This is a genomic window from Rhizobium sp. FKL33, assembly GCF_005222915.1.
Classification (GTDB): Bacteria; Pseudomonadota; Alphaproteobacteria; order Rhizobiales; family Rhizobiaceae; genus Rhizobium_E.
Genome location: NZ_STFX01000009.1, coordinates 34605 through 48455, shown reverse-complemented (window position 1 = coordinate 48455; position 13851 = coordinate 34605). Strand labels below are relative to the sequence as shown.

Here is a 13851-nt window from a genome sequence, read left to right as displayed (position 1 = left end):
GGCCTGAATGCCAGGCGCGTTGATGCGCCTCACCTATGTGCAGCCAAAGCTCAGCCGTTGATCACCTGGGCTTCAATCGCCTTCGGCGCTTCGGCGGCGCTTGGCGCGGCGATCTCGATGCGGCGCGGCTTCATGGCTTCCGGAATCTCGCGCACGAGATCGATATGCAGAAGGCCGTTCTTCAGATGCGCGGCGCGCACCTCCACATGATCGGCCAGCTGGAAGCGGCGCTCAAAGGCGCGCTTGGCGATGCCGCGATAAAGGAGTTCGGAGCCTTCGGGCTTGTCGTCGGACTTTTCGCCCTTCACCGAGAGAAGATGCTGATTGAGTTCGATCGACAATTCGCTCTCGTCGAAGCCGGCCACCGCCATCGAGATGCGATAGGCGTTTTCGCCGGTCTTCTCGATATTATAGGGCGGGTAAGTCGGCTGCTCGGGCTGAGACAGACTGTCGAGCATCGTGAAGACGCGGTCGAAGCCGACGGTGGAGCGATAGAGCGGGGAGAAATCGAAGTGACGCATGGTGTCCTCCTTGAGAGCAACGTTTGCGATTTTAATCTCAGACGCCCGGTCCGTTCTTCGGCCCCGCGCGCCCGGTTCAGGGACCCGTCATCGGCGTCCCGCAGAGCTTAGGTGGGAGAGAATTTTGCCGCTTTCAAGACCCGGACCAGCGGTTGAAGAATATGAATGAAGAATGAACGGCGAGTTCGGCGAGCATTCACAGCCGACGCCGTAGAAACAGCCGCATGGGAGCGCCCCTCCCGTGACCGGAGCGATAACGTCCCTTTCGCGCCGGTCAACTTTCAGCCGGAGCCGCACCTGTCCCCATCCAGCGGTCTCCGGCTTTTTTGTTTGCCGCAGGAGGCGGGCGAATCGTGCTAGCCTTCCTCTAAAATCGCATATCCGGACGCCATGCCCTCAATACTCCGCGCCACGCCAGACAATCTTCCGCCCGACAATCACGTCGCAGGCTTCTTCGACAGTTTCGACGGCGCGAAGCTCCGCTATGCGATCTTCCGCGCCGCCCAGTCGCCCGCCGCCGGAACGGTGATCCTTCTGCATGGCCGCAACGAAGCGATCGAGAAATATTACGAGACGATCCGCGATCTCACTGAGGCCGGCCTCTGGGTCGCCACCTTCGACTGGCGCGGTCAGGGCGGCTCGCCCCGGCTGCATCAGCAAGCCCGCAAGGGGCATCTGCGCCGTTTCGGAGATCTCGAACGCGATCTCGACGCCTTCATCGAGAAGGTCGTGCTCCCCGACGCCAAGATGCCCTTCTTCATTGTCGCGCATTCCATGGGCGCGCTCGTGGCGCTGAGAGCCGCGCCCTGGCTGTCCAATCGCATCGACCGCATGGCGCTCTGCGCACCGTTTGTGGGGTCCGCCGGCATCGGCATTCCCAATGGCCTGTTGAAGCTTCTCGCCAATGCCAGCCACTTGACCGGGCTCGGCGCTGTGCAATTTTCGAAGGATGTGCTGGAGCGCCCGTTCGAGGGAAATCCCCTAACGTCCGACATTATCCGCTTTCGCCGCAACCGCGGAATCCAGCGCGCGCATCCCGACCTCTTCATCGGGCCGCCGACGGCAAGCTGGATCGCCTCGATGATCCGCGCCATCGAAACGGTCAGCCGCATGGACCATCTCCACCGCATCGAGATCCCGACGCTGGTGATTGCGCCGAGCGCGGACAAGATCGTGCCCTATCCCTATTTCGAGGCGCTGTCCCAACGCTTCCGGGCCGGCAAACTGATCACCATCGCCGGCGCCGAACATGAATTGCTGCAGGAACGCGACATTTTCCGCGACCAGACGCTCGCCGCCATCAAGGCTTTCATACCCGGCTCGGATTCCGATCCGCTGATCTATTCGGGGGAGTGAACGCCTCAGGCGTTCAGCATCTCCAGCGCCTCGCGATGCAGCGCTTCGGTCGCCGCCGCCACGATATAGCCGCCCATTTCCGGACGGCCGCCCTGCCAGTCGGTCATCACGCCGCCGGCCTGTTCGACGACAGGGATGATGCCGCCGACGTCATAGGGCTTCAGCGAGCACTCGACGACGAGATCGACATGGCCCGAGGCCAGCAGGGCGTAGGCGTAGCAATCGACGCCGTAACGGAAGAGCCGCGCCTTCTTCTCGATCGCCCGATAGACGGTCTCGTCGCGGCCTTCGAACAGATGCGGCGAGGTGGTGAACAGCTTGGCGTCCTCAACGCGGGCGCAGCCGCTGGTGCGGATCACCCGCTCGCCGTCCGGGCCGCGATAGATGGATTTCTCGCCATCGGCGAAATAGCGCTCGCCGGTGAAGGGCTGGTCGATCAGGCCCATCACGGCGCGGCCCTTGTGATAAAGGCCGACCAGCGTGCCCCAGACGGGAACACCCGAAATGAACGCGCGCGTGCCGTCGATCGGGTCGATCACCCAGACATAGTCGCGATCGAGGCCCACGGAGCCGTGCTCCTCGCCCAAAATGCCATGATCCGGGAACTCCGCTTCAATCAGGGAGCGGATCGCCGCTTCAGCCGCCTGGTCGCCTTCGGTGACCGGATCGTAATGCTGCCCGCCCTTGTCCACCACCGACAGTCCGGACCGGAATCGCGGCAGGGTTTCCGCTCGCGCTGCGTCGGCGAGTCGGTCGAAAAAGGCGCGATCGGGCGTCATCACTCTCTCCTGTCGGGAAGCTCTTGGAAATTCCTGCGCGGGCATGTGCGCGACAAAGGGTTGAAAAATCAAGCGCCTCGATTTCCGAGGCAAGAAAATTTCCGCTAATGCAAATTATGTCATTTTTCGTTCATCATTTCTGTTGACTTTTTTGCGCTGCAGCAGTTATCTTTTTCTTACAGTCCTTACCGGCTGTAAATGCCCTCCTTGGGTGTTTCCTCCCTAGACTTGACCGCGCTCACAGCGCGGTTTTTTTTGAGCCCTGCATGTGATGAAACGATGTCACTCCGCCGCGTATGCGGTGGAAACCTGGGGAACGCTGACTTCAGTCGCCAGATTTTCGAGAAATTGCCGCATGGCGCCAGCCACTTTGGCGAAGTCGGGACGCTTCTCAAGCGTCGTCTCATCTATGTAAAGTGAGCGGTTGATTTCGATCTGCAGAGCATGCAGACCGCGCGCCGGCCGGCCGTAATGTTCGGTAATGAAGCCGCCGGCATAGGGTTTGTTCCGCACTGCGGCAAAGCCGAGATCCTCGAGCAGTTTCAGCGCCAGACGCGACAGGTCCGACGAGGCGGAGGTGCCGTAGCGATCGCCGATGATCACATCGGGTCGCATGCCGCTGCCGGTGATGCGAATATTGCCCGGCATCGAATGGCAATCGATGAGAATGGCGCGGCCGAAACGGGCATGCGTTCGCGCGATCAGGCGGCGTAGCGCGGCGTGATAGGGCTTGTAGATATGCTCGACACGTTCGAGCGCCATGTCCACGGGCAGCTTGCGGCCGTAGATTTCCATATTCTCGGCGACGATCTTCGGCACGGTGCCCAGTCCCCCGGCGACGCGCACAGACGCCGTATTGGCGTAAGGCGGCAGGGGTCCGTCGAACATGCGAGGATCGAGCTCATAGGGCTCGCGGTTCACATCGACATAGGCGCGGGGAAAATGCGCCTTCAGCATCGGCGCGCCGAGCGATATGCCGCCCGAAAACAATTCGTCGACGAAATGATCCTCCGAGCGGCGCAGGCTCAGGTAATCCAGGCGCGATCCCTCTACAAAAGCGCGGGGATAGATGCGGCCGCTGTGAGGAGAATTCAGAACGAGCGGAATCTGATGGTCGTCAGGCTCCCGGATCTCGAATAATTCTCCCTCCCGAAAATCCCATACCATGCGAAAAATCGGCCCTCGACCCAAATCATCTTTCTGTCATGTTGCCAGCGCCCGCGGGACAAGTCCAGCCGCAGCGCCGTCAGGCCGTCGATAGCAAAGCAAATTCGCGTCATCCACAGGCTTGTCGCACCGATTTGACAAAGGCCGGTGAAACGCGAAACATTCACGGGATTTTTACTCCGGCGCCCCTAGAGTCCGGGTACAAAAGCGTTCGAGTTGAGTGACAACGGGTACACAAAAATATGAGCCAGAAAATCCTTCTCGCCGAAGACGACAACGACATGCGCCGTTTTCTGGTGAAGGCGCTGGAGAAAGCCGGATACAAGGTGATCTCCTATGACAACGGCGCCAGCGCCTATGATCGTCTCCGGGAAGAACCCTTCTCCCTGCTGCTGACCGACATCGTCATGCCGGAAATGGACGGCATCGAATTGGCGCGCCGCGCCACCGAACTCGACCCCGATCTGAAGGTCATGTTCATCACCGGTTTCGCCGCCGTGGCGCTCAATCCGGACTCCAACGCCCCCAAGGACGCCAAGGTCCTGTCCAAGCCCTTCCACCTCCGTGACCTCGTCGACGAGGTCAACAAGATGCTGATGGCCGCCTGAGGGTCGCGGCGCAAAGAATTCACAGGACCCGAAAAAAAGCTATTGACCACCAAAGGGTTCTGTGGTCTATGCGCCGACATCGGATGGGCGTGTAGCTCAGCGGGAGAGCACTACGTTGACATCGTAGGGGTCACAAGTTCGATCCTTGTCACGCCCACCATCCTTATTACTGAAAACGTTGAGAAGCCTGCCTCGTGCGGGCTTCTCCGTTTCTGGGTTCATGTTCGAAAAAGCCAAGCCCCTGAGCATCAGCACTTCCAGGTTTTCAGGCGTTTCACTGTGCTCCACCAATCTCTCCTGCGCCGATCAATCCGAGACGAACCGAATCACCGCATCGGCGTGATTCGCTCCATCAGTGATTCGATGTCGGCGCGTCGGCATAAATCCGTGCCCGAGGTCATGGCGGTGGCCGCGCCTGCGGCGATCGCCCAGCGAAACGCCTCCGCCGCCTCCCTGTTTTTCGACAGCGCCCAGACGAAGGCGCCGACGAAGGAATCGCCTGATCCGACCGCAGAACGCACCTCGACCTTGGGACTGGCAAGTCGGACCGCGCCCTCGGGTCCCGCCAGGATCGCGCCGTCTGCCCCGAGCGTCACCGCCACATAACGGGCCCGGCCTTTGCCCACGAGTTCGAGAGCCGCGGCCTCGGCGTCGGCTTTTTCCAGTTTGGCGCCGATCAGCGTCTCCATCTCGCTGAGACTCGGCTTGACGAAAAACACCGACTCGCCGGAAAGACCTGCGGCAAGCGCGGGACCCGACGTGTCGAGCACGAACCGGCTGTTGTTCTTGCGGGCGATCGCGGCCATGCGCGCATAGGTGTCGACCGGCGCGCCGGGCGGCAGGCTGCCGCTCGCCACGATGAAGCCGTCGGAGACCGTTTCAAGCCTTTGCAAGGCCGACAACGCTTCGCGTTCCGTAATCGGATCGCCTTCGGGCACGAAGCGATATTCGAGCCCGGTCTCCTCCTCGCGCACCATGGTGGCGATGCGGGTCGGGCTTTTGACATGGACGATGTCGAGACGGACCGCGAGACGTCCCAACGCATCTTCGAGCAGCGCGCCGGTCGCCCCGCCGGACAGGATCATCAGTTCGGGCGTACCGCCGAGCTCGAGCACGACGCGGGCGACATTCACGCCGCCTCCGCCGGGATGCAGCCGCTGGTTCCGCGTCCGAACCTTATGCGTCGGCACGACGCGAACCGCGTCGCTGGAAACGTCGAGGGTGGGATTGAGGGCGATGGCGAAAATGCGCATTCAAAGCTCCTGAAGAGACCTGGAGAAGAAAGAGAGCGAACAACAATCCCTGCCGGCCCAATCTGCCCGCCAGCGGACATCTGTTTCCTTGATTTTGGTCAAGACAACCGAGAGAACTGTTTCAGAAGAATTATTTTTGGGTGGGCCGGCGAATATATTAGAACCGCCGGACGTTTGTGTTACGAAAGATCGGAAACTGTCGACGAGGGGGACGACGACGATCTGCCGGTCGAAGACATGCCGCTGCGCGCATGCTCACGACATTCTCACCGGCCCGTCACGCTTCTTCCCGCTTCCGGCTCGACACGCCTGACCGCTTCGAAAGATTTGCGCCCGCCAAGGGCTGTTGATGGGAGAATAGACCGTGACCCGCGCGCTACTCTGGACGTCCCTTCTCTTTTCATCGCTGCTGTTTGCGCCTGCGCCGTCCATGGCGGCGGAAACGCGCGAGGTGGTCACCGTCAAGGACGCCGATTACTTCGGCTTCGACCTGCGCACGGTGCAAAATGTCTCGCTCGACGAGTGCAAGCAGGTGTGCATCGACGACGGCGAATGCAAGGCATTCACCTACAACACCAAGGCGCAATGGTGCTTCCTGAAGTCCGATTTCAAGAAGATGAACGCCTTCCCGGGCGCGGTCGCCGGCAAGGTCGTCGTGACCCAGGTTGAAAGCGAACCCGATCTCGGCGCCGCGCCGAAATTGCCCTTCATCAGCGCCCAGCAGGAGAATGACGCCGCCCGCCAGAAGGAGCAGCTCGCCACCGCCGACGGACAGTCCGGCCTGAGCGTCGAGGCGCTGCTCGTCATTGCACGCCAGGATGCGACGAACGGCGTCTATCCCCACGCCATGGCCACCTTCAAGAGCGCGCTGGTGCAGGACCCCGGCAATATCGACCTCTGGCTGGAAATGGCCGGGGTCGCCGGCCGCTCCAATCAGGACTGGTCGGTCAATGCCGACGGCCTATCGGCCTCGGTCAACGCCTATCAGCTGAGCCGCACGCGCACCCAGCGCGCCCAGGCGCTCGCCGCGCTCGCCAAGGCCTATGAAAACAATCAGCTTTTCCGCGACGGCATCAATGCGCTGAAGGCGAGCCTCGCGCTCGTCGAAGACCCGGCCGTCAAGCTGGCGCTGAACGACTATATCGAGCGTTACGGCTTCCGCGTCACCGGCAACACCATCGACGCCGACAGCGCCGATCCGCGCGCCTGCGTGCAATTCTCCGAACCGCTGGTGAAGGCGGGCGCGGATTATACGTCCTTCGTCACCCTCAATGGCGCAGCACCCAAATCGGTCGACGCCAAGGGCTCGGAAATCTGCGTCGGCGGGCTCAAGCATGGCGAGCGCTACAAGCTGGCGCTCCGCGAAGGCCTGCCGTCCTCGGTGGAAGAAGCTCTGCGCCAGCAGGTCGATCTCGACATCTATGTCCGCGACCGCGCGCCCACCGTCCGCTTCACCGGCGACAGTTTCGTGCTGCCCTCCACCGCCCGCCGCGGCATTCCGCTCGTCTCGATCAACACCGACAGCGCCCATTTGAAGCTCTACCGCATCGGCGACCGCAACATCGCCTCGATCCTCTACAATTCGCAATTTCTGACACAGGTCGACGGCTATCGCGCCTCCCAGATCGAGAGCGACCAGGGCCAGTTGGTCTGGAGCGGCGACATCGTCATCGCCCCCGAGCTCAACAAGGAAGTCGTCACCTCCTTCCCCGTCGACGAAGCGATCCCCGAGCGCAAGCCGGGCGTCTATGTGCTGACCGCGACCGCCAGCCAGGCGCAGACCAATGATTGGGACAGCAAGGCCACCCAATGGTTCGTCGTCTCCGACACCGGCCTCACCACCTATGCCGGAACCGACGGACTGCATGTCTTCGCCCGCTCGCTCGCCTCCGCCAAGCCGCTCGCCGGCGTGACCCTCAATCTGCTCGCCCGCAACAATGAAGTGCTGGGAACCGCCACCACCGACGCGCAGGGGCAAGCCGTATTCTCCGCCGGACTGATGCGCGGCTCGGCCGCCATGGCCCCGGCGATCCTCACCGCCCAGAACGGCGCCGGCGACTATGTCTTCCTCGACATGACCCGCGCCGGCTTCGACCTTTCCGACCGCGGCGTCACCGGCCGCACCGCGCCCGGCGCCGTCGATGTGCTGACCTGGACCGAACGCGGCATCTACCGCGCCGGCGAAACCGTGCATCTCGCCTCGCTGGCCCGCGACATCGAAGGCAACGCGATCGAGAAACTGCCGCTGACCTTCATCGTCACCCGCCCTGACGGCGTCGAGGACCGGCGTCTGGTCGAAACCGGCGGCGCGCTCGGCGGCTACGCCGTCGACCTGCCGATGCTGGAGACCGCGATGCGCGGGGCCTGGACGGTCCGCGTCCATACCGACCCTAGCCAGCCGTCGATCCGCGAACAGACCTTCCTGGTCGAGGATTTCAGGCCCGACCGGATCGAATTCGACATGACCACCGCCGACAAGGCGATCGAGCCCGGCAAGCCCGTCACCGTCGATATCGACGGCCGCTATCTCTATGGCGCCCCCGGCGCCGGCCTGGAGCTCGAAGGCGAGATTTCGCTGAAGCCGACCCGCACCAGCGAAGCCTTCCCGAAATACCAGTTCGGCCTCGCAGACGAGGAAGCGATCGAGGAAAGCCGCAACAGCCTCGAAGGCCTGCCCATTCTCGACGAACAGGGCAAGGCGGCGATCCCCGTCGATCTTCCCGCGCTGCCTTCGACCACCCAGTTCCTCGAAGCCAAGATCAGCATTCGCATGCGCGAAGCCGGCGGTCGCGCCGTCGAGCGCAATCTGACGCTGCCGGTCAAGACCGGCGACGAGATGATCGGCGTGAAGCCGGAATTTGACGGCGAAGTGCCGGAAAATTCGCTCGCCAAATTCCATGTCATCTCGCTCGACCGCGATGGCCAGAAGCAGGCTGCCACCGGCCTGATCTGGAAGCTCGTGCAGATCGAGCGCAATTATCAATGGTATCGCGACGGATCGGGTTGGCGTTATGAGCCGGTGACCAACACCAAGCAGGTCGCCAACGGCGCGCTCGACCTGACCGCCGACGGCGGCGAGATCGGCGTGCCCGTGGCCTGGGGCCGCTATCGCCTCGAAATCGAAAGCGCCGCCGCCGAAGGTCCCGCGAGCTCTGTCGAGTTCGACGCCGGCTGGTTCGTGACGGCGAGTTCGACCGAGACGCCCGACGGCCTCGAGATCGCGCTCGACAAGGAGAACTACAAGATCGGCGACACCGCCAAGCTGCGCGTCTCCTCGCGCTTTGCCGGCGAAGCGCTGGTCAATGTCGGCACAGAGAGCCTGGTGACCTCGCTCACCGCCACGGTCGGCAAGGATGGCGGCGAGATCGACATTCCCGTCACCGCAGAGATGGGCGCCGGCGCCTATGTGACCGCCACCCTCTTCCGCCCCGGCGATAGCAGCGAAAGCCGTATGCCCATGCGCGCCATCGGCGTCAAATGGCTGGCGGTGGACCCCGCCGACCGCAAGCTCGCCATGACCATCGACGCCCCCGAAAAGACGCTGCCGCGCCAGCCGCTCGACATTTCCGTCGCCGTTCAGGGCGCCGGTATCGGCGAGGAAGCCTATGTCACGGTCGCCGCCGTCGACGTCGGCATTCTCAATCTCACCGGCTACGAGCCGCCAAACCCCGAAGACTGGTATTTCGGCCAGCGCCGACTGGGCGTCGAAATCCGCGACCTCTATGGCCGGCTGATCGACGGTTCGCTCGGCGCGACCGGACGCTTGCGCACCGGCGGCGACGGCGCGGAAACCGCCCTTCAGGGCAAGCCGCCGACCGAAAAGCTGGTCGCCTTCTTCGCCGGCCCCGTGACGCTAGACGCCGAGGGCAAGGCCAAGGTCAGCTTCGACATTCCACAGTTCAACGGCACGGCCCGTGTGATGGCGGTGGCCTGGACCAAGACCGGCCTCGGTCACGCCAGCCGCGACGTGATCATCCGCGACCCCGTCGTGGTGACCGCCGCCATGCCGAAATTCCTCGCCCCCGGCGACCAGGCCGAGCTGCGCCTCGACATCGCCAACACCGATGCTCCAGCCGGCGATTATACGCTCGACGTCAATGGCGGCGCGCTGGTCTCCGTCCTGTCCAAGGCGAACAGGGCGCCGATCACGCTGGCGGCCGGCGGCAAGGCTGATGTCACGCTGCCGATCACCGGCGGCGAGCCGGGAACCGGCCAGATCGAGATCGCGCTTTCCGGTCCCAATGGCGAACGCTTCACTCAGTCCCTCGACGTCACCGTCCGACCCTCGACGCCGCCAATGACCGAACGGCGCATGGTGCGGATCGAGCCCGGCCGGCAATTGCTGGTCGACGACCAGTTGCTCGCCAATTCGATCATGCAGGGCGCCTCCGTCTCGGTGAACCTGACCCGCAACCCGAGTTTCGACATCGCCTCGCTGCTGATGACGCTTGACCGCTACCCCTATGGCTGCGCCGAGCAGACCACCAGCCGGGCGCTGCCGCTGCTCTATCTCAGCGAACTCTCCTCCGCCGCCGGCATCGCCGACGACGGCGAGGTCAAGAAGCGGGTGCAGGACGCCATCCAGCGCGTTCTGTCCTACCAGTCGTCCTCGGGCAGCTTCGGCCTGTGGTCGCCCGGCTCCGGCGATTTCTGGCTCGATTCCTATATGACCGACTTCCTGACCCGGGCCCGCGAACAGAAATTCGACGTGCCGGAACAGGCGCTGGCCACCGCGCTCGACAATCTCGAAAACCAGCTGGCCTATGACACCAATGTCGCCGACCGCGGCAACGAGATGGCCTATGCGCTCTATGTGCTGGCCCGCAACCGCAAGGCCGCGATCAGCGATCTGCGCTATTACGCTGATACGATGCTGGATCAGTTCCCGACCCAGCTCGCCAAGGCCCATATCGCCGCAGCGCTCGCGCTCTATGGCGATCACCAGCGCTCCGAGCGGATCTTCGCCGAAGTCGCCAATCTCTCGGCGGGGCTGACCACCGTCAACTGGGCCCGCTCCGACTATGGCTCCAACCTCCGCGACAGCGCCGCCATTCTGGCGCTCGCAGCCGAAAGCCGGCCGCAAAGCGCCATCGTCCCGGCCATGACCGATCTTGTCGGCCGCGAATGGGGCCAGACCCGCTACACCTCCACCCAGGAGGAATCCTGGATGGTGCTGGCGGCCCGTGCGCTCAAGGATCAGGACCAGTCGATCCGCGTCAGCGTCAACGGCGCCTTGAAGACCGGCGGCTGGCGCGACCGGCTGACCGGCGACGCGGTGACCGCAGAGCCGATCACGCTGCGCAACGAGGCCAATGAGCCGGTGACGGCGATGATCACCACCGTCGCCTCGCCCAAGGAGCCGCTGCCGGCGGGCGGCGACGGCTTCGAGATCTCCCGCGCCTATTACACGCTGGAGGGCGAGGAGGCCAATCCGAGCGAGGTCAAGCAGAACGAGCGCTATGTCGTGGTGCTCACGGTGAAGCAGGCCAATGACTGGACGAGCCGCATCATGGTCTCCGACATGCTGCCGGCCGGTTTCGAGATCGACAACCCCGGTCTCGTCAATTCCGCCTCGCTTTCCAATTTCGACTGGCTGCCCGAGACCCAGGCCGCTCATCTCGAATTCCGCTACGACCGCTTCCTGGCCGCGCTCGACCATGCCCCGGGCGACAGCAACGAGTTCACGCTCGCCTATGTCGTCCGCGCCACCAATCCGGGCGTCTATGACCACCCGGCGGCGACGGTGGAGGACATGTATCGTCCGCAGCTTTCCGCCCGCACCGCCGCGGGCCGGATGCAGGTTGCGAAGGACTGAGCCTTGTCCCGGACGGCAAAACTCTTCGGCGCGCTCGTCGCCATCCAGGCTGCCCTGTCAGCCGGGATGGCCTACGGGCTCGCCGAGGCCGACCGGGCTTTTCCTCCGCCGCTCGAGGCGGCGATGGAGCGTTCCCGCCAGGTGCTCGACCGCGACGGCCAATTGCTGCGCGCATTCACCACCAGCGGCGGCAAATGGCGGCTGCCGGTGACAGCGGCCGATGTTGATCCGCATTATCTTCGCATGCTGGTGGCCTATGAGGACCAGCGGTTCGAAAAACATCGCGGCGTCGACCTCTGGGCGCTCGGCCGCGCCGCCGGCCAGCTGGCCGCCCATGGCCGCATCGTCTCGGGCGGCTCGACCCTGTCGATGCAGGTCGCCCGGCTGATCGAGCCGCGCAAGGACCGCTCGATCGCCGCCAAGCTGATCCAGATCGCCCGCGCCGCCCAGATCGAGAAGCGACTGAGCAAGACCGAGATCCTCGATCTCTATCTCAACCTCGCGCCTTTCGGCGGCAATCTCGAAGGCGTGCGCGCCGCAAGCCTCGCTTATTTCGGCAAGGAGCCGAAACGGCTGACGGTGGCGCAATCCGCCCTTCTCGTCGCGCTGCCGCAATTGCCGGAGCGCCGGCGCCCCGACCGCTTTCCCGCCAATGCCGAAGCGGCCCGCGAACGGGTGCTGACCCGGCTCGCCGTCGCCGCCGTGATCGGCGAAGGCGAAGCCGGCCGCGCCCGGCTGGCGCCAGTTCCGAACAAGCGTCGGCAATTGCCGGCTTACGCCGCCCATCTCGCCGAAGTCGCCATCCGCAAGGATCCCCGCGCGCTCAGCCACCAGACGACGCTGAAGCGCGACGCGCAGGCGGCGCTGGAAATCGTGGCCCGCGACGCCGCCGAGCGGCTGGGGCCGAAGATCTCGGTGGCGCTTCTGCTGGCCGAAAGCCGCACCGGCGCCATCCTCGCCGAAGTCGGCTCGGCCGACTATTTCGAAGGCGCCCGCTCCGGCTGGATCGACATGACCCGGACACTGCGCTCGCCGGGCTCGACGCTGAAGCCGTTCATCTATGGCCTCGCCTTCGAGCAGGGCATGATCGCCCAGCAGACGATCATCGAGGACCGGCCCGCCGATTTCTTCGGTTACCGGCCGAAGAATTTCGACATGAGCTATCAGGGCGACGTGACCATCCGCCAGGCGCTGCAGATGAGCCTCAACGTGCCCGCCGTGAAGCTTCTCGAAGCGGTCGGCCCGCCCCGGCTGACCAGCCGCTTCCGTCGCGCCGGCGTCAATCCTAAGCTGCCGCAGGGCGAAGCGCCGGGGCTGGCGATTGCGCTTGGCGGCGCGGGTGTCAGCCTGCGCGATCTCGTCCAGCTCTATGCCGCCCTCGCCAATCGCGGCTTTCCGGTGCGGCTCGGCGACGGCGTCCGCGACGAGCCGGGCGTGATCGAGGCCGAACCGATCATGGACCCGATCGCCGCCTGGCAGGTGTCGGACGTGCTCTCGGGCATGCGGCCGCCGCTCGGCGCCATTCCGCGCGGCCTCGCCTATAAGACCGGCACCTCCTATGGCTATCGCGACGCCTGGACCGTCGGCTATGACGGCAAATATGTGCTCGGCGTCTGGGTGGGCCGCGCCGACAACGCCGCCATTCCCGGCATTTCAGGCTTCCAGACCGCCGCCCCCATTCTCTTCGAGGCCTTCGCCAAGGCCAAACTCGCCCAGACCGCGCTGCCGCCGGCCCCGGCCGGCGCCTTCCGGCTGAGCGAGGCCGAATTGCCCGCGAGCCTCAAGCGCTTCGCGCTGACCGGCAATGGCCTCGTCTCCTTCTCGGCCCGCGAGCCGGCGCCCAAAATCGTCTATCCGCCCGAGGGCGCGGAAGTCGACCTGGCGCTCGGCGGCGACGGCGCCATGCCGCTGCAGCTCAAGCTGCAAGGCGGCCGCCCGCCCTTCCGCTGGCTCGCCAATGGCCGGCCGATGGACGGCTCCAGCCGCAAGCGCAATTACGAATGGCGCCCCGATGGGGCCGGCTATTCGACGCTGACGGTGATCGACGCTGTGGGCCGCGCCTCGACGGTGCGCGTCTTCGTGCGTTGACGCGCCAAATCTCTCCGCCGCGTGCTCCCGCCCGGAGTTGTCCGTAATTCTCTCGCTTCGCCCATGAGGGCTCGGCCGGGGCGCGAAGAACGCCTCGTTAAATTAGTTTAATATGACGCTCATCGCGCCCCGCATTCGGCGGTTTGTGCCTCGAACTTGACGCTCGTCGCCGCAGATCGAGCCTGCGGGTAATCCGCCTCTAAAGCGGGCCTTACTGTAACGTCCCTTGCGAGACGCCACCCTGGGGGACGCTTTCACGTCCAT

At 64.3% G+C, this 13851-nt stretch carries 8 protein-coding genes and 1 tRNA gene; 5 read left to right on the top strand and 4 right to left on the bottom strand.

The annotated features are described in order from the left end of the window. Positions 1–50: 50 nt before the first annotated feature. On the bottom strand, positions 51–521 hold the full coding sequence (locus E8Q41_RS06350; protein ID WP_137154679.1) for an Hsp20 family protein: 471 nt from the start codon (positions 519–521) through the stop codon (positions 51–53). Between the two features lie 390 nt (positions 522–911). On the opposite strand from E8Q41_RS06350, the gene E8Q41_RS06345 reads away from it, so the two are divergent. Then, positions 912–1877, top strand: coding sequence for an alpha/beta hydrolase (locus tag E8Q41_RS06345; RefSeq protein WP_137154678.1), 966 nt, complete (start codon positions 912–914; stop codon positions 1875–1877). A gap of 5 nt (positions 1878–1882) precedes the next feature. On the opposite strand, the gene hisN is transcribed toward E8Q41_RS06345, so the two are convergent. Next, entirely contained in the window at positions 1883–2656 is a 774-nt protein-coding gene (gene hisN / locus E8Q41_RS06340) for a histidinol-phosphatase (RefSeq protein ID WP_137154677.1), read from the bottom strand. A 282-nt stretch (positions 2657–2938) separates the two neighbouring features. After that, the gene (locus tag E8Q41_RS06335) at positions 2939–3823 is read right to left on the bottom strand and encodes an N-formylglutamate amidohydrolase (RefSeq protein WP_137154676.1); all 885 of its coding nucleotides are present in this window, start codon (positions 3821–3823) and stop codon (positions 2939–2941) included. Positions 3824–4065: 242 nt separating this feature from the next. Between E8Q41_RS06335 and cpdR1 the strand changes: the two genes are divergently transcribed. Continuing rightward, positions 4066–4431, top strand: a complete 366-nt coding sequence (cpdR1, locus tag E8Q41_RS06330) for a response regulator CpdR1 (protein ID WP_137154675.1) — start codon at positions 4066–4068, stop codon at positions 4429–4431. A gap of 85 nt (positions 4432–4516) precedes the next feature. Beyond that, positions 4517–4591 (top strand) — tRNA-Val (locus tag E8Q41_RS06325). Positions 4592–4757: 166 nt separating this feature from the next. On the opposite strand, the gene E8Q41_RS06320 is transcribed toward E8Q41_RS06325, so the two are convergent. After that, positions 4758–5684: a hexose kinase gene (locus tag E8Q41_RS06320; RefSeq protein WP_137154674.1), complete on the bottom strand. Its 927-nt coding sequence runs from the start codon at positions 5682–5684 to the stop codon at positions 4758–4760. 430 nt (positions 5685–6114) lie between these two features. Between E8Q41_RS06320 and E8Q41_RS06315 the strand changes: the two genes are divergently transcribed. Both E8Q41_RS06315 and pbpC read left to right on the top strand, forming a co-directional pair. After that, positions 6115–11499 (top strand): alpha-2-macroglobulin family protein, encoded by a 5385-nt coding sequence (locus tag E8Q41_RS06315; protein ID WP_137154913.1) that lies wholly within the window; start codon positions 6115–6117, stop codon positions 11497–11499. 66 nt (positions 11500–11565) lie between these two features. Continuing rightward, positions 11566–13587 (top strand): penicillin-binding protein 1C, encoded by a 2022-nt coding sequence (pbpC, locus tag E8Q41_RS06310; RefSeq protein WP_137154912.1) that lies wholly within the window; start codon positions 11566–11568, stop codon positions 13585–13587. Positions 13588–13851 lie beyond the last annotated feature (264 nt).

Coding starts and splice junctions, on each gene's coding strand:
- cpdR1 (WP_137154675.1), top strand. CDS start 4,066: ATGAGCCAGAAAATCCTTCTCGCCGAAGACGACAACGACATGCGCCGT.
- E8Q41_RS06335 (WP_137154676.1), bottom strand. CDS start 3,823: ATGGTATGGGATTTTCGGGAGGGAGAATTATTCGAGATCCGGGAGCCT.
- pbpC (WP_137154912.1), top strand. CDS start 11,566: ATGGCCTACGGGCTCGCCGAGGCCGACCGGGCTTTTCCTCCGCCGCTC.
- E8Q41_RS06345 (WP_137154678.1), top strand. CDS start 912: ATGCCCTCAATACTCCGCGCCACGCCAGACAATCTTCCGCCCGACAAT.
- hisN (WP_137154677.1), bottom strand. CDS start 2,656: ATGACGCCCGATCGCGCCTTTTTCGACCGACTCGCCGACGCAGCGCGA.
- E8Q41_RS06350 (WP_137154679.1), bottom strand. CDS start 521: ATGCGTCACTTCGATTTCTCCCCGCTCTATCGCTCCACCGTCGGCTTC.
- E8Q41_RS06315 (WP_137154913.1), top strand. CDS start 6,115: ATGGCGGCGGAAACGCGCGAGGTGGTCACCGTCAAGGACGCCGATTAC.
- E8Q41_RS06320 (WP_137154674.1), bottom strand. CDS start 5,684: ATGCGCATTTTCGCCATCGCCCTCAATCCCACCCTCGACGTTTCCAGC.